19 protein-coding genes are annotated in these 16,144 nt (G+C 52.5%); 4 read left to right on the forward strand and 15 right to left on the reverse strand.

Features of this window, described 5'->3' with window-relative positions:
* Positions 1-5: 5 nt before the first annotated feature.
* Together ubiG and P8S54_RS02170 are read left to right on the forward strand one after the other, a co-directional pair.
* Positions 6-749 carry a bifunctional 2-polyprenyl-6-hydroxyphenol methylase/3-demethylubiquinol 3-O-methyltransferase UbiG gene (gene ubiG / locus P8S54_RS02165; protein WP_281443036.1) on the forward strand — a complete coding sequence of 248 codons (744 nt, stop codon included), beginning with the start codon at positions 6-8 and terminating at the stop codon, positions 747-749.
* Entirely contained in the window at positions 750-1,442 is a 693-nt protein-coding gene (locus P8S54_RS02170; protein ID WP_281443037.1) for an HAD-IA family hydrolase, read from the forward strand.
* Positions 1,443-1,490: 48 nt separating this feature from the next.
* Here P8S54_RS02170 and P8S54_RS02175 read toward each other — a convergent pair whose 3' ends face one another.
* The 13 genes from P8S54_RS02175 to P8S54_RS02235 all read right to left on the reverse strand — a co-directional run bounded on the left by P8S54_RS02175 (position 1,491) and on the right by P8S54_RS02235 (position 12,504).
* Positions 1,491-2,252 (reverse strand): YciK family oxidoreductase, encoded by a 762-nt coding sequence (locus P8S54_RS02175; protein WP_281443038.1) that lies wholly within the window; start codon positions 2,250-2,252, stop codon positions 1,491-1,493.
* A gap of 33 nt (positions 2,253-2,285) precedes the next feature.
* Positions 2,286-3,080 carry a tol-pal system protein YbgF gene (ybgF, locus tag P8S54_RS02180; protein ID WP_281443039.1) on the reverse strand — a complete coding sequence of 265 codons (795 nt, stop codon included), beginning with the start codon at positions 3,078-3,080 and terminating at the stop codon, positions 2,286-2,288.
* Between the two features lie 52 nt (positions 3,081-3,132).
* Positions 3,133-3,675 (reverse strand): peptidoglycan-associated lipoprotein Pal, encoded by a 543-nt coding sequence (gene pal, locus P8S54_RS02185; RefSeq protein WP_009095570.1) that lies wholly within the window; start codon positions 3,673-3,675, stop codon positions 3,133-3,135.
* Positions 3,676-3,721: 46 nt separating this feature from the next.
* On the reverse strand, positions 3,722-5,008 hold the full coding sequence (gene tolB, locus P8S54_RS02190; protein ID WP_009095568.1) for a Tol-Pal system beta propeller repeat protein TolB: 1,287 nt from the start codon (positions 5,006-5,008) through the stop codon (positions 3,722-3,724).
* A complete protein-coding gene (gene tolA, locus P8S54_RS02195) occupies positions 5,008-6,270 on the reverse strand; it encodes a cell envelope integrity protein TolA (RefSeq protein ID WP_281443040.1) in 1,263 nt (420 codons plus the stop codon). Before tolA ends, tolB begins: the two co-directional genes overlap by 1 nt.
* Positions 6,263-6,700, reverse strand: a complete 438-nt coding sequence (tolR, locus tag P8S54_RS02200; protein ID WP_009095565.1) for a protein TolR — start codon at positions 6,698-6,700, stop codon at positions 6,263-6,265. Before tolR ends, tolA begins: the two co-directional genes overlap by 8 nt.
* A gap of 11 nt (positions 6,701-6,711) precedes the next feature.
* Positions 6,712-7,407, reverse strand: a complete 696-nt coding sequence (gene tolQ, locus P8S54_RS02205) for a protein TolQ (protein WP_009095563.1) — start codon at positions 7,405-7,407, stop codon at positions 6,712-6,714.
* Between the two features lie 126 nt (positions 7,408-7,533).
* On the reverse strand, positions 7,534-7,932 hold the full coding sequence (gene ybgC, locus P8S54_RS02210; RefSeq protein WP_009095561.1) for a tol-pal system-associated acyl-CoA thioesterase: 399 nt from the start codon (positions 7,930-7,932) through the stop codon (positions 7,534-7,536).
* A complete protein-coding gene (gene ruvB, locus P8S54_RS02215; protein ID WP_009095559.1) occupies positions 7,929-8,966 on the reverse strand; it encodes a Holliday junction branch migration DNA helicase RuvB in 1,038 nt (345 codons plus the stop codon). The genes ybgC and ruvB overlap by 4 nt, the downstream gene beginning before the upstream one ends.
* Positions 8,967-9,034: 68 nt before the next feature.
* On the reverse strand, positions 9,035-9,643 hold the full coding sequence (gene ruvA / locus P8S54_RS02220) for a Holliday junction branch migration protein RuvA (RefSeq protein WP_281443041.1): 609 nt from the start codon (positions 9,641-9,643) through the stop codon (positions 9,035-9,037).
* 68 nt (positions 9,644-9,711) lie between these two features.
* Positions 9,712-10,266 (reverse strand): crossover junction endodeoxyribonuclease RuvC, encoded by a 555-nt coding sequence (ruvC, locus tag P8S54_RS02225; RefSeq protein WP_281443042.1) that lies wholly within the window; start codon positions 10,264-10,266, stop codon positions 9,712-9,714.
* 108 nt (positions 10,267-10,374) lie between these two features.
* On the reverse strand, positions 10,375-12,153 hold the full coding sequence (gene aspS / locus P8S54_RS02230) for an aspartate--tRNA ligase (protein ID WP_281443043.1): 1,779 nt from the start codon (positions 12,151-12,153) through the stop codon (positions 10,375-10,377).
* A gap of 66 nt (positions 12,154-12,219) precedes the next feature.
* The gene (locus tag P8S54_RS02235; protein WP_281443044.1) at positions 12,220-12,504 is read right to left on the reverse strand and encodes a zinc ribbon domain-containing protein; all 285 of its coding nucleotides are present in this window, start codon (positions 12,502-12,504) and stop codon (positions 12,220-12,222) included.
* A 205-nt stretch (positions 12,505-12,709) separates the two neighbouring features.
* On the opposite strand from P8S54_RS02235, the gene P8S54_RS02240 reads away from it, so the two are divergent.
* On the forward strand, positions 12,710-13,660 hold the full coding sequence (locus P8S54_RS02240) for a D-2-hydroxyacid dehydrogenase (RefSeq protein ID WP_281443045.1): 951 nt from the start codon (positions 12,710-12,712) through the stop codon (positions 13,658-13,660).
* A gap of 7 nt (positions 13,661-13,667) precedes the next feature.
* Here P8S54_RS02240 and P8S54_RS02245 read toward each other — a convergent pair whose 3' ends face one another.
* Both P8S54_RS02245 and P8S54_RS02250 read right to left on the reverse strand, forming a co-directional pair.
* A complete protein-coding gene (locus tag P8S54_RS02245) occupies positions 13,668-13,943 on the reverse strand; it encodes an acylphosphatase (RefSeq protein WP_281443046.1) in 276 nt (91 codons plus the stop codon).
* Positions 13,944-13,957: 14 nt separating this feature from the next.
* Complete coding sequence (locus tag P8S54_RS02250) at positions 13,958-14,857, reverse strand: YihY/virulence factor BrkB family protein (RefSeq protein ID WP_009095544.1); 900 nt, start codon at positions 14,855-14,857, stop codon at positions 13,958-13,960.
* A gap of 166 nt (positions 14,858-15,023) precedes the next feature.
* On the opposite strand from P8S54_RS02250, the gene P8S54_RS02255 reads away from it, so the two are divergent.
* A complete protein-coding gene (locus P8S54_RS02255; protein WP_009095542.1) occupies positions 15,024-16,118 on the forward strand; it encodes a bifunctional nicotinamide-nucleotide adenylyltransferase/Nudix hydroxylase in 1,095 nt (364 codons plus the stop codon).
* Positions 16,119-16,144 lie beyond the last annotated feature (26 nt).

Below are 16,144 nucleotides of genomic sequence, written 5' to 3' on the forward strand. Positions count from 1 at the left end.
AAAATATGCAAGCGTCACCTCAGGATAGCACTGCTCATCGCTATCAAGGCAACGTCGATGCAGCGGAAGTTGCTAAATTTGAAGCGCTCGCGAGCCGCTGGTGGGATCCGCAGAGCGAATTCAAGCCTCTGCACGACATTAATCCCTTACGACTTGATTTTATTGATGCCCGTTCTGGCCTGGCTGGAAAACGTGTGCTCGATGTCGGCTGCGGCGGCGGCATATTAAGCGAGTCAATGGCGCATCGTGGCGCCAAGGTTACCGGAATCGATCTAGGTGAAGCCCCGTTAGGCGTTGCACGTTTACATGCTGAGGCAAGCGGTGTGGAAATTGACTACCGTAACATTAGCGTTGAAGCCTTAGCTGATGAACAGCCAGGCCAATTTGACATCATTACCTGCATGGAAATGCTAGAGCACGTTCCAGACCCCGCTTCTGTCATTCGTGCTTGTAGCCAACTAGTACGCCCTGGGGGCTACGTATTCTTCTCCACCTTAAACCGTACCCCTAAATCTTATGCCTTTGCGATTCTGGGCGCTGAATATGTGCTGAGGCTATTACCTCGCGGTACCCATGATTACGCAAAATTTATTCGCCCCTCTGAAATGGCCGCTTGGTCACGGATATCAGGGCTTGAGGTACGGGAACAAACAGGGCTTACCTACAACCCATTAACCCGGCGTTATCGACTAGTAGCCAATGATGTATCAGTTAACTACATGATGTATTGCCGCAAAGTGAGCCAATAAATGCCAACGACACTTCCAACTGCAGTGCCTGAGGCCGTGCTGTTCGATTTGGATGGCACGTTAGTGGATACGGCGCCAGATTTAGCACAAGCAACGAATGCCTTAAGGCAGCACCATGGGCTAGCGCCGCTGGCGTATGAACAAATTCGTGGGCAGGTATCCAATGGCGGGAGTGCGCTGGTGACACTGGCGATTGGTCTTGAAAGTGGTAGCCAGGCGCACGATACAGCGCGAGAGTATCTACTGGATGCCTATGAACAAGCCGTGGCGGTGCATAGTCAGGTCTTCAAACCGCTGGATCAGTGGCTAACCCGCTGGCACGCACAAGCGCGTTTATGGGGAATTGTTACTAATAAACCTAGACGCTATACCCTGCCCTTACTTGATGCTCTAGCATTAAAGCCAGGCGCACTACTCTGCGCTGATGACCTTAGCGTGAAGAAGCCCGCCCCTGAACCACTTTGGGAAGCAGCGCACCGTCTTGGCGTAGCCCCACAAGCGTGCTGGTATGTCGGTGACCACGTGCGTGATATAGAAGCAGCTAAAGCGGCGGGAATGACGGCCGTCGCGGTTGGCTATGGCTACATTAGTGAGGAGGATAACTATCAACAGTGGCCCGCTGATATCTGGTTTGAAACGTGTGAAGACTTGGTTGATGCTCTAAACGCGTTTCATCACACTGCTAATCAATAAGTAAGCAATAACGTTTAGAGCACCTTGCTAGCCCCGCCTCTGATGTTGTTAAACGCGAGGCGGTTGGGCGTCTAGTTTTTGACCACTAACGCCGGTGCTGTCTGGGCCCATTAACCAAAGGTAAGTTGGCATGATTTCTTCTGGTGTACGCAGCGTTGTGGCATCTTCACCCGGAAACGCGGAGCGGCGCATCTGAGTGCGCGTTGCACCCGGATTAAGGGTATTAACGCGTACATTTGGCTGATTTTCCAGCTCATCGGCCAACACTTCAGCAAATCCCTCAGTGGCGAACTTAGAAACCGAATACGCTCCCCAATAAGCACGCCCTTTACGACCTACGCTTGATGAAGTGAAGATAACCGATGCATCTTTGGATTGTTGCAGCAATGGTAATAGGGCTTGCGTCATCCAAATAGGCCCATTGATATTTACCTGCATCACCTGCTCCCACAGTTCAGGATTATATTGCTCAAAGGGCGTAATCCTTCCCAGCAACCCGGCGTTGTGAAGCAGCCCATCTAAGCGTCCAAACTCCTTATCCAGCGTTTCAGCCATGTCATGGAAGTCTTTGAGCGTCGCGCCCTCAAAGTTCAGCGGAAAAATGGCTGGTTGTGGCCCTCCTGCTGCTTCAATTTCATCGTAAACGCTTTCAAGTTTTGCGATGGTACGCCCCAATAGAACAACAGTTGCCCCATGGCGGGCATAGCTCAACGCCGCAGCGCGGCCAATACCGTCACCCGCACCGGTTACCAACACGACGCGGTTTTCTAAAAGATTGGCCGTTGGTTGATAGTCGATTTTGCAGCTCATGAGGTTTCCTTGAAGCGAAAAAATTAAACAGGGTTATCCAGCAGCCTGGCGTAGAAAATCATTTGCAAGCCCGGCAGCACTGCTTTGTGGATAGTCATCGCGCACTTTTTCAAGCAGTTCTCGGCTACGTTCAGCCTCGCCCTGACGTGCTTTTACAAGCCCTAGTTTGTAAAGCGCATCGGGCACTTTGCTACTACTGCTGTACTGCTCTATCACACGGCTAAAGGCTTCATCCGCTGAGCTTAGCTCGCCTTCAGCGGCATAAAGCTCACCTAGCCAGTAGTGGCCGTTGGCGGTCAAGCTACTATCGGGATGATCAGTGACGAAGGCTTCAAAAGCAGCAATGGCTTCGCTAAAACGACGTGCCTGCACATGGGCAAATGCTGCTTGGTAGTCCGCCTGGGCATCTTCACTGACGTTGCGTGCCGAAGGCGCGTTAACCACCTGCTCCGCTGCTTCAGGCTCGACCTGCGGAGTGGATTGCTCAATTTGACTAGGGCCACTACTCATTAAGCGGTCTTCAATATCTAAATACTGCTGCTGAGATTGGCGACGTAACTGTTCCAGCTGATGGCGCAGTTCTTCAATTTGGCCACGCAGCTGTTGAATTTCCTGCTGGTGCTCTTGAACTTGGTTAAAAAGCACCAAGTTTCCACCTGAGGCTTCTTGGCGTTGGGTCTGCTGATAAAAACCGCTGGAAGAGCCCGATGAGAGATCTTGGACAAGCGGCTGCTGAGCAACAGCGGTCAGGGGCAATACGGACAGCGGGAGCACTAAGGCTCCCGCACCGCACAGCCTCTCAAAATAGCGTTTGAGACTGTGATTCATGATGACTCCGTAGGTAGTACGCTATTGGCGTGTCTTTAGCACGCCAACGCCATCAATAATTGAACACAACGCGGCGATTCTGTGAGTACGCGCTTTCAGTTTGTCCGCTTGCGGCTGGGCGCTCTTCACCGTAGCTAACCACGCTCATTTGTGAAGGTGATACACCTTGAATATTCAGGAAGCGCTGAACGGCTCCTGCACGACGCTCACCCAGTGCCATGTTGTATTCACGTGTGCCACGCTCATCAGTATGGCCGTGTAGTACAACTTGTGCATTTGGATTAGCGCGCAGGTAGCGAGCATGCGCCATTACCACTGACTCGTATTCGCCCTTGATGGTATCGCGGTCGAAGTCGAAGTAAATGGTGCGTACCTCAGGGATACGCGAGTCAGCTTGCTGACCGGCACCTGCACCAGAGCCTGACGTGGAGCCGTATTGGCCACTAGTGCCAACACCCGTGGTAGAGCCCATGCTGCTGCCATCTTGGCTGCCGTATGAGTCACCATCTTGAGTCCCGCCGGTGCTGGAACAGCCAGCGATAACTACGATAGATAACGCTACTGCCAATGAGCGAGCCAACGGTTTAAGTTGCATAATCAGACTCCTTGCCTGAAAAACAGAAAACAAATGCGGTTCAAGATCAATTTAAGAAAGGTGACCACGCGGGATCGCGGACATCACCTTGTGCTGCGGGTAATCTAAATGACGAGCGACCATCGGCCGATACAGCACTCAGCACCCCATTGTTACCCTGTTGGGTAGCGAAGATTACCATGGTCCCGTTCGGAGCAACACTAGGAGATTCATCTCTTGTAGATTCACTTAATACAACTAAGCGACCTCCATCGAGTTCCTGGCGTGCGACTTGGTAACCACGGCTTGAGCGGTGAATTAAAAATATCTGTTCACCGTCTGGCGAGTAACGAGCACGGGCGTTGTAATTGCCCGTAAACGTAACGCGATTTGTTTCTCCGCTGCCTAATACGTGGCGATAGATCTGCGGGCCGCCACTGCGGTCAGAAGTGAAGATAAGACTGCGGCCATCGGGCGCCCAAGCAGGCTCAGTATCAATGCTGCTGCTTTGGGTAATACGCTCAACAGAGCGATTAGCAACGTCCAGAATATAAATTTCTGGCTGGCCATCTTTAGAGAGCGACATGGCTATACGTCGGCCATCAGGCGACCAAGTAGGTGCTCCGTTGATGCCCTCAAATGAGGTGGCTTGCACCCGCTGCCCGGTGGCTACATCTTGGATATATATAGCAGGGCGCTCGGTTTCAAAAGACACATAGGCAAGCTTTCTGCCATCTGGCGACCATGAAGGTGACATGATCGGCTGATCAGAGGTAAGAACTTGTTTGCTATTACGACCATCAGCATCAGCCACATAAAGGCCGAACTGCATATTGTCACCTAGCCCCTGAGCCGTAACATAAGCAATGCGCGTTGAGAAAGCGCCTCGGATATCGGTGATTGCCTCGAAAATCTGGTCGCTAATGTAGTGAGCTGCACCGCGTAGGTCGTTTGCGTCGGCGGTAACCGTTTCACTAATTATGCGGCGTTGACCACTGATATCCATTAAATCGAACTGTAGCTGGTAGCCGCTACCGGTTTGCTGGGCACGCCCAACCACCAGGTAGCGTACATCTAGCGAACGCCATGTGCCGAATTCTACCTCGCTGGCTTGACTTGGGCGGTCAAACATTGCGCTACGCTCAAGCGGTGAGAAGAACCCGCTTCGTTCTAGGTTATCGTGAATAATTTGGGCAATGTCTTCTGGCATATCGTCACCGCCAGCAAAAGGCACCACGCCAATGGGGAGCGCTTGATCACTCCCACGCGTTATTTCGATCGTAAGATTTGCATGTACTGCACTGCTGACAAACAGCAATACGCAAAACAGCCACACTTTGCTAAAGGTTTGCATCAGCGAACATCCCCCGGGGTAAATCGCAGATTAAATTGGCGTAAATTACGCTGCTGATCGGCGGGCAATTCTCGTAACTCGCCGAAAGGTGCAGCTTGTTCGACGGCCTGCATCGCAGACCTGTCAAACGTGCTATCGCCACTTGAAGTAACAATAGAAGTTGCCAACAGTTCACCTGATGGCCCAAGCCTTACTTGAATCGTAGCACTCATCGCATTACTTGCACCTGGCGGTATTATCCAAGCCTGCTCTACCGCACGCCTAACAATGTTGATGAAGCTATTAGCAGCCTGCTGAGCTTGTTGAGCATTGGCTGCGGCCTCTGCTTCACCGGCTAGTTGACGCTGCATAGCAGCTTCGGCTGCTTCTGCCGCACGGCGCTCTTCGGCTTCACGTTCACGCCGGGCCTCCTCTTCGCGAGCCCGCTGAGCCTCGGCTTCGCGCTGGCGTTGTGCCTCAGCCTCTTCACGAGCGCGCTGCTCTTCAGCTTCACGCTGGCGTTGTGCCTCAGCCTCTTCACGAGCGCGCTGCTCTTCAGCTTCACGCTGGCGTTGTGCTTCAGCCTCTTCACGGGCGCGCTGCTCCTCAGCTTCACGCTGGCGCTGGGCTTCGGCTTCTTCACGGGCGCGCTGCTCCTCAGCTTCACGCTGGCGTTCGGCTTCGGCTTCTTCACGAGCGCGCTGCTCTTCAGCTTCGCGCTGGCGTTGAGCTTCAGCCTCTTCACGCACACGCTGCTCATCTGCTTCTCGTTGGCGCTGAGCCTCCTCACGCGCTTGCGCCTCGGCTTCCTGCTCTTGTGCTAAACGTTGAGCCTCTTCAGCACGCCGCTGAGCCTCTTCTTCAGCCTGGGCTTGGGCCTCTTCTAGTGCACGCTGCTCTTCGGCTTGCCGAGCCTCGCGCTGGGCTGCCTCCTCAGCTGCTTGCTGTTGAGCAGCCTCTTGGGAGGGTTCCGTTGAAGGTTCCGGCTCCGGTTCTGGCTCAGCCTCCTCTACCTCAGCCTCAGCCTCTGCTGCGGCTCTGCTCAGCGCCGCCTGCTGCTCCGTAATCTGCTGTGCCTGATCCGTGAATGTTTCTGTACTGACAAGCGTCGCCTGCACAATAGAAGAAGAGTCGGGCTCTGCTGTCGATGTTGGCAAACTGATCAAGCTAAACACGACTACCATCAAATGCACCGCAACAGCCAAAATGACCGGTAGCGTGTAGCCAACATCTTGGGGGTCTCGATGAGTATCGGCAGCCATCTGTGCGTTACCTTTACCCATCTTGTGGTGGCTCGGAAAGCAGCCCCACATTAGCGACGCCAGAGCGCTGTAACGTACTCATGAGCAGAACAATTTGGCCATAAGGAACGTTACGGTCACCGCGCACCATGACCGGTGTGCCAGGACGGCGTTCTAAAATAGCGATAATCCGCTCAGCCATTTGATCAAGAGAGACGACGGATGTGTCTTCGCCTAAGGTAACGAAATAGTTACCCTCACGATCAACGGAGATGATGATCGGGTCGCTATCCTCTTGGGTTTCGATTGGCTCAGAAGTGACTTGCGGCAAGTCTACGTCTACCCCTTGGGTGAGCAACGGGGTGGTGATCATAAATATCACCAGCAATACCAACATAACGTCGATAAAGGGGACGACGTTGATCTCCCCCATCGGCTTGCTTTTGCCGCTACGGTTGAATGGACCTTGCATGGCAGACTCCCTTAACTGGCGTTAGGCTTGCCGTCACGGCCTTGCAGATTACGGTGCAAGATAGCGTGAAACTCTTCGGCAAAGTCTTCATATTTGCCCAGTAAACGAGCCGCATCATTTGACAGGCGGTTATAAAAAATTACCGCTGGGATAGCAGCAAAAAGCCCCATGGCTGTCGCAATCAAGGCCTCTGCAATCCATGGCGCAACCGTTGCCAAGGTGGCTTGCTGTGTCATGGAGAGCGCTTGGAAGGAGCCCATTATGCCCCACACGGTGCCAAAGAGGCCAATATAGGGGCTAGCTGAAGCGACGGTGGCCAGGAAAACCAAATGTTGGGTTAATCGGTCTTCTTCACGGGACCACGCAACGCGCATGCTGCGCTGAACGCCATCTAATACTGAGTCAGCATTGCGGGTTTTAGGCATTAGCCGATTGAACTCGCGAAACCCTGCTTGAAAGACATGCTCAGCACCATGGCGCGGATCGTCGGCCGGAATTTCTCGGTAAAGTTCGTTCAGGTCGACACCAGACCAGAACGACTCTTCAAATTGGTTGTACTCTTGCTTTGCTTTACGCAGCGCAATGCTGCGCTGGAAAATCACCACCCACGAGAGGATTGACCCCACTACTAGTAGCAGCATCACCAGTTGAACAACCGTACTGGCACTCATTATCAAGTGGGGAATGGACATGGTGTTATCGTTCACAGTTGCCCTCATCAATCAATTAGCGTCGGCTTATCCGACTGTGGTGATATTCGCGGTGATATCCGCCAAGCGTTGCAAAGAACTCAGCATTCGTTAGCCGCACTATAAATCAAGCGCTTAAAATCGTTAGGCCTCGCCTAGCAGACTAAGCGTGGCGGGCCATTTCTTAGGCTTCAACGTCTTAGCACTCAAGCAGGCTATCTCGACTGTCGCAGCGCACAAGAGTTCCTCATTACGTCGAACCTGCTGTTCAAACGTCATACGGCATCGCCCGATAGTTTCCACTGAGGCACTTACCACCAGTTGGTCATCTAAGCGAGCTGGCTTGGCATAGTGACAGGCCAAGCGGTATACCACTAGCTGTGTTCCTTCGTCTAGCAGCATTTGCTGATTTATTCCTAATTCTCTCAGCCAGTCACTACGCGCACGCTCCATAAACTTCAGATAGTTAACGTAGTAGACAATCCCGCCAGCGTCAGTATCTTCCATGTAAACGCGTATTGGCATAGTAAAGCCATGGCTCATGGACGCCGCTCTCCTTCCACGTTGACAGAGTGTTCATGGGGAACCCTATCAAAATGCAGCCACGCTTGGCGGGTCACCATACGCCCTCTTGGTGTTCGCATCATAAGGCCCTGCTGAATGAGGTAAGGCTCTATAACGTCTTCGATGGTATCGCGCTCTTCCCCTATCGCTGCGGATAGTGAATCCACCCCTACAGGGCCGCCATCAAATTTGTCGATCATTGCCAGTAACAAGCGACGATCCATGTGATCAAGCCCATGATGGTCGACATTAAGCATGTTCAGTGCAGCATCCGCCAAGCTAGCATCCACTACCCCGTTACCTTTGATGTCTGCGTAATCCCGCACACGCCGTAGAAGGCGATTGGCGATACGCGGCGTACCCCGTGAGCGGCGGGCAATTTCCACGGCGCCTTCCTGGCTAGTTTCTACCCGAAGAAGGCGTGCCGACCGAGAAACAATTTCAGTGAGCTCTTCTAAATTATAAAACTCAAGGCGCTGGACGATACCAAAGCGGTCACGCAGCGGTGACGTTAATAGCCCCGCACGTGTTGTTGCGCCCACCAGCGTAAAAGGGGGCAGGTCGAGCTTAATAGAGCGAGCTGCAGGCCCTTCACCAATCATGATGTCGAGTTGAAAGTCTTCCATTGCGGGATAAAGCACTTCCTCAACCACCGGCGATAAGCGGTGGATCTCATCAATGAACAGCACATCGCCTGGCTCAAGGTTGGTTAACATCGCAGCTAGGTCACCTGCCCGTTCAAGCACTGGACCAGAGGTTGATTTAAGCCCCACCCCCATTTCCGTGGCAATGATATTGGCAAGCGTCGTTTTGCCAAGCCCAGGAGGGCCAAATACCAGCGTATGATCCAGGCTTTCCTCGCGAAGCCTGGCCGCGCCAATAAATATCTCTAGCTGCTCTCGCACCCGAGGCTGGCCGATGTACTCTTTAAGTCGCTTGGGGCGAATAGCGTGGTCAATTCGCACTTCTCCCTGTTCGGGTTCAGCAGCGATTAACCGGTCGTGTTCTAACATAGAGGCTCTTTTTTTGATGGCTTGCTTAACCGCACGCAGTGTCGTTAACCATAAATGAACAAGGACACTTACCCGTTCATACGATTCGTTAGAGCCGCTTTGATCAGCGCTTCTGTTGATTGATTAGGATTAATATCAGCCAACATTTTAGATGCCTCTGTTAGCTTATAACCCAGGCTAACCAGCGCAGCTTCAGCGTCTGCAAAGCTATCCCGAGGGGCTGGGCGGCCACTTGTTGCTTCCAGCGCTAGAGGTGCATGACTGCCATTTTCCCATTCGGGGAAGCGGTCGCGCATTTCAATGATCAAGCGTTCTGCGGTTTTTTTGCCCACCCCAGGGAGTTTGGTCAGCGCTTTACTATCATCGTCCCTAACACAGCGCATAAAGGCATCTTCGTCCATCCCAGAGAGGATAGCTAACGCTAGCTTAGGGCCAACGCCATTAACCTTGATCAGGGCGCGAAACAGCGCGCGCTCGTGTTCTCGGGCAAAGCCGTAAAGAAGATGAGCATCATCGCGAATAGTAAGGTGGGTATAGAGTGAAACGCTCTCCCCGGGAGCAGGCAGTGCTACTAGGGTATTCATTGAGGTCTCTAACTCATAGCCAACACCGTGAACGTCGATCACAATCCACGGGGGTTGCTTTTCCAGCAGAGAACCGCTCAAACGACCAATCATAAGGTTACTCGCAACATTCAAAACAGCTGTTTACTATAAAGCCACCCTGTACAGATGACCAGCAGCGGTTAGAGTCGCCAGCGTCCTGAGGAGGACCTGCTGCGCCCTCGTGACGAGCGCGTTGTGCTCAGCCCACTGCCTGCATAGGCATGGGTGAGCGCAATAGCTAACCCATCCGCTGCGTCGGCTTGTGGCGTGGCGGAGAGTTTAAGTATGGCGGTTACCATGTGTTGCACTTGGCTTTTATCAGCCCCACCTTGTCCGGTAACCGCCTGTTTAATTTGTCGTGCAGCGTACTCGCCGATACTTAAACCGTGGTTGGCGATACACACCAACGCCGCGCCTCGGGCCTGCCCTAATTTAAGCGCTGAATCGGCATTTTTAGCCATAAAAACACGCTCAACGGCCACCGCATTAGGACGATGCAAGCCAATGACCTCGGCTACGCCTGCATAAATTTGCGCCAAACGCTGCTCTAAGGCCCCTTCTGCGGTGCGGATACAGCCACTTGCGACGTATTTTGGCGTGACACCAACAAGGTCAATCACCCCATAGCCGGTGATGCGCGAACCGGGATCAATACCTAAAATCCTAATAGTGGGGGCTGTTTCGATTCCATTCATTTTACGTGCTCAACTGTGCTGGCAATAAAATATCGCTCACAAAAACGTCGCTAACAAAAACACCGACGCAGGGCGTCGGTGTTGGATAAAGCTTAGCGTACTGGAATGCTATTCAGTAGCGTCAGCTTTGGCCTTTTGGCGCAGGCGAATATTCAGCTCTTTTAACTGGTCGAGGCTAACTTCGCCCGGCGCATCAGTCATTAAGCAGCCTGCGCTTTGCGTTTTCGGGAAGGCTATCACTTCACGGATTGTCTTAGCACCCGCCATGAGCATTACCAGACGATCTAAACCGAAGGCTAAGCCGCCATGGGGCGGAGCGCCATACTGCAGAGCATCCAGCAAGAAGCCAAATTTCTCTTGTGCTTCATCTTTACCAATGCCAAGAATCTCAAACACAGTGCTCTGCATAGCCTGGTCGTGAATACGGATTGAACCACCACCCAACTCAGTGCCATTGAGCACCATATCATAAGCACGGGAAAGCGCTTTTGCTGGGTCTTCCTTCAGCGCTTCCGGCGAGCAAGATGGCGCCGTGAAGGGGTGGTGAAGCGGGCTCAGGCGGCCATTATCGTCGGCTTCAAACATTGGGAAGTCAACGACCCACAGCGGTGCCCAGGCTTGGGTATAAAGTTCAAGATCAGCGCCTAGTTTGACACGCAGTGCGCCAATCGCTTCATTAACAATACGCGCTTTGTCAGCACCGAAGAAGATGATATCGCCATCCTCTGCACCCACACGGTCTAATAACGCTTCGACCACATTTTCCATAAACTTAACGATGGGCGACTGCAGACCTTCAAGGCCTTTGGCGCGCTCGTTAACCTTAATCCAAGCAAGGCCTTTTGCACCGTAGATGCCGACAAATTTAGTGTATTCATCGATCTCTTTACGGGAAAGCTTAGCGCCGCCGGGCACTTTAAGCGCTGCTACGCGGCCATCTTCGGCACTCGCTGGGCCTGAGAATACCTTAAAGTCGACCTGTTGCATCAAGTCATCAACGTCGGTCAGCTCAAGGGGGATACGCAGGTCAGGCTTGTCCGAACCAAAACGGTTCATGGCTTCTTGCCAAGTCATGCGCGGGAACGCTGGCAACTCCACGCTTAGCACTTCTTGGAACAATTGACGAATCATGACTTCAGTAATGTTCATGATATCATTTTCTTCGACGAAGGAAGCCTCGATATCAATCTGAGTGAACTCAGGCTGACGGTCAGCACGCAGATCTTCGTCGCGGAAGCATTTGGCGATCTGATAGTAGCGATCAAATCCGGCCACCATTAACAGCTGCTTAAACAGCTGCGGCGACTGCGGTAGCGCAAAGAAGCTGCCGGCGTGGGTACGGCTGGGCACCAGGTAGTCGCGAGCACCCTCTGGCGTAGCGCGAGTGAGTACTGGGGTTTCAATATCAAGAAAGCCTTGATTTTCAAGATACGCGCGAACGTTATGGGAAATACGCGAACGCAGACGCAGTTTCTCGATCATGTCAGGGCGACGAAGGTCAATATAGCGATGCTTAAGACGCACTTCTTCGCCTACCTTGCCATGCTCATCAAGCTGGAAAGGTGGCGTAGCAGCGGTATTGAGCACTTCTACTTCTTTGGCCAGCACCTCAATCATACCCGTGGGCATATTGGGGTTTTGAGTACCTTCTGGACGCAGCCGGACACGCCCGGTAATACGCAGGACGTATTCGCTGCGGACGCGGTCGGCATGGGCAAACGCCTCGGCGGTATCAGGGTCTACAACGAACTGAGCGATGCCATCGCGATCGCGCATGTCGAGAAAAATGACCCCACCGTGATCACGGCGACGGTGCACCCAACCACATACGGTGACCGTTTGATCCACCAAAGTTTCGTTAAGCTGGCCGCAATAATGGCTGCGCATGTCTAATCCTGTTCTGTTACGTGGCAATGAGATTGTCGCGGGGCGTTACGCCCCTGACAGCCGCAGCTAAGCCGCGGCGCCTTTGTTCGTTGGTGCGCTGGGGGATTCTGTTTTTGAACCCGTAGTGCTGGAAGCGGTTTGGCCATCAGCGACCAAATTCTTCTTACTGCCTGTCTTAAAATCAGTTTCGTACCAACCGCCGCCCGCTAAGCGAAAACCTGCCGCTGAAACTAAGCGTTCAAGTCCGTTGCGCTGGCAAGCAGGACACTCTTTGAGTGGGTCCGCACTGATTTTCTGTAATTTTTCCATGCGATGGCCGCAGGCCTTGCACTCGTACTCATAGATGGGCATGTTGATGACTCCTGAAAAGCTCAACTCCAACAGACTGGGTTTTCACAGGCTAACGTTTTGATAAAAATGACGTTAACAGGCTGTAAATATGTGGCCTGTCGGGATAAATTCCAAGACTGCGGTTGATAGAGCGACACATTATACCCTTTTGTGCCCCCTGCCGAGCAAGGCCAAGCGCCTACTGGCAGTTAATGGAGAGAATAAAATGTTCAATGCGGTCATGCTGGATGCCCAAAGCTTAGGGCCCGATATTGATTTAACCGCAATTCAAACAGTTGTTAGCCATCTTGAAGTGTACGGTAAAAGCACCTCAGAACAAGCGCTTGAGCGTCTTGCAGACGCCGAAATCGCTATCGTCAACAAGGTGAAATTAGATGCGCAGACGTTAACACAGCTGCCCAAATTACGGCTTATTTGCGTGCTAGCAACCGGGCTTAACAATATCGATCTAGAAACAGCTAAAGCGCAAAATATTGACGTTAAAAATGTTACCGCTTATGGAACCGCCAGCGTTTCACAGCATACATTAATGCTAATGCTGACATTGGCAAATCGTCTGCCACGCTACCAGGCGGACATTGCTGCCGGGAAGTGGCAACAAAGTGACTTTTTTTGTTTACAAGAGCACTCAACCCTAGAGCTAGCAGGCAAGCAGTTAGTGATGGTTGGTCAAGGTGAACTTGGCTCGGAAGTAGCGCGCTTAGCAGAAGCATTTGGTATGCAAGTGACGTTTGCCGCACGGCCAGGAAACGAGGCTGCCGACCAGCGACCGTCTCTCGATGAACTGTTACCCAGCGCAGATATCATAAGCCTACACTGCCCCCTCAATGAGGCTACCCACCATCTCATCAACCAAGAGCGGCTGGCAAAAGCGAAGTCTTCGCTACTGCTTATCAACTGCGCGCGAGGTGGCGTTATCGATGAAGCCGCCGCCCTAGAAGCGTTACGCAATGGCCAGATTGGTGGGCTGGCAGTGGATGTATTGCCTACAGAACCGCCTCGCGAGGGCCATCCGCTGTTAGAAGCGCTGGCGAATGCGGAGCCGCTGAACCTGATTGTTACGCCCCATAACGCTTGGATTACCCCTGAAGCCCGTCAAAACATTGTGGCGTTAACGGCAGACAACATTACGGCGTGGCAAACAGGCGCAAAGTAAGCGCCCATTAATACGTCGAGAAATGATCAGGAGCGTGGTAGTCATCAAACACTTCAAACGTAACATGGGTGACCCGCGCTCCATCAGGCCCTTGCCATAGCCACTCGCCAAGCGCAGTCACAGCGTCGGTTTCTCCGCACATTGCCACCTCCACACGACCATCTGGCAAGTTCTTAGCGTAGCCAGTAATGCCCAGCTTGAGCGCCTGCGCTTGCGTGCTATTTCGATACCACACGCCCTGCACCTTTCCTGTCACATAAGCACGAACACAACGTTTTTCCATGATTTAGCTCCTGTTTAAATTAACTCGCGTTTAACCAGAACTGCGCTGTTACGAGGAACCAATGGGCGGCCACGACGCAATAGCAGTGAGCGTGTAAATGCAGCGCCAAAGAGTAGAATTAACGAGCTGTAGTAGACCCATAGCAATATCATCACCACTGAGCCTGCGGCGCCATACGTAGACGCAGTAGCCGTGTAGGCTAGATACACGGCGATGATGTTGCGCCCTATTGTAAAGAGCACAGCTGTCACTACTGCCCCAATAAACACATCTTGCCAACTCAAAACCACATCCGGCAATACCTTAAAAATCGTCGCAAAAAGCAGCACAACGACTGCCAATGAAATTAACGACTCAAGCGATGTGGTAAACAAGCTGGCATAAGGAAGGAGGTGATCGGTCGCTTGCAGCATTCCCCTTATTACTACCCCAAGCACCAAAGAGACAAGCAGAATGAAGCCAATTGAGAGCACCACTGTCAGCGACAGCAAACGGTTTTTGATAAATATAAACATGCTATTTGAGGTGGGTTTAGCCGTTACGCCCCAAATGGTATTGAGCGAAAACTGCATTTGCGCAAAGACGGTGGTCGCCCCTACGATTAGTGCAGCAAACCCAAGCAACGTGGGCAGCAAACCAGACTCTTCAATGCGCGACTGCGCCACCGCCTGCTCAATCGCAGAAGCAGCATCTACGCCTAACGTTCCCTGTAATTGAGCAACGATTTGCCCTTGGGCAGCGTCTTCACCCAGCACCACCCCAATAACAGTTACCGCAATGATGACAGTGGGCGCTAATGAAAATAGCGTGTAAAACGCCAACGAACCTGCATAGCTAAAGGCGTTGCGCTCTAACCATAAGGAAGTTGCGTCTTGTACTACTTTCCACCAAAAAATAAGTGTGCGCTTGAACATATCCATTCCCTTAAACGACTTTATGGGGCGTCCGTGTCAATCATTAACGCCTGCTCGAGATAGTAAGCATACCTAACCCTAGCGCTGGGTGCAGGTATGACCACATTGCGTCACTTCGCAGCCCACTCCATAATGGCGCTCATTTATCAACGATCAAGGAAGCCCTATGAACTCGGATGCTGTTGAATCTGCTATGGCTTACGACTTTGATTGCTTGGTATTTATCGGACGCTTCCAGCCTCCCCACCTTGGGCATTTAGCGATCATCCGAGAAGCGCTAAAACAGGCGAGACAGGTTATTGTGTTGGTGGGGTCCGCTTGGCAGGCTCGTTCGTTACGCAACCCATGGCATTTTGATGAACGCCAAGCCATGATTCGTTCTGGCTTTGATGATGATGATAACCAGCGCCTAGAAATTACGCCGCTGCTGGACGCTCTTTATAATGACGATGTATGGGTAAGAGACGTTCAACGGAAAGTTCGTGACCTCGCAGCACCTGCCAACGCCCGCTTGCCACGCATTGGGTTAATAGGCGCAAGCCGTGGGCAGTCTAGTTACTATTTATCGCTTTTCCCCCAGTGGGAGTCAGTGAGCGTACCCTTAGTAGAAGGCATTTCGGCGAGCCAAATACGCGAGCGTCTGTTTCGCTCGCTGGGCTCTACCGATGACTACCTAAGCACCGGTGCATATCACGACTTGCCGCCTGGAGTGGTAAAACGTGTGGGCAGCTTTTGCCAAGGCGACGCCTACCATCAGCTGTTAGAAGAGCAGCAATTACTCGACCAGTACCGGCAGGCATGGGCACACGCACCCTACCCACCTATTTTTGTTACCGTTAACGCGGTGGTCGTCCAGTCGGGGCACGTGTTATTGGTTAAACGTACGGCGGCTCCCGGTAAAGGTTTGTTTGCTCTACCGGGGGGCTTTATTAACCCCCATGAGCGACTGTTAGATGCTTGCTTAAGGGAGTTGCGCGAACGGCTACGTCTCAAAGTGCCCGAACCCGTTTTAAAAGGTTCCCTTCGCGGCCAGCGCTTATTTGACGAGCCGCACCGCAGTTGGCGGGGACGCACGCTAGCGGAAGCATTTTACTTCGCTCTTCGTCCTGACCAGCAGCTACCACGCCTTAAACCGGTTCGCGGGGGGGACCATGCGCGCTGGGTGGCATTGGCGGATTTAAGGCCGGAGAGCTTGTTTGAAGACCACTTTTTTATTATTCAAAATTTTTTAGGGCTACCCGCGGACTTTAGTAGTTTTTAGACTTAGCGGCGTCAGAAGACATCGAC

This window comes from Halomonas sp. M1 (assembly GCF_029581375.1).
Taxonomy (GTDB): Bacteria; Pseudomonadota; Gammaproteobacteria; order Pseudomonadales; family Halomonadaceae; genus Vreelandella.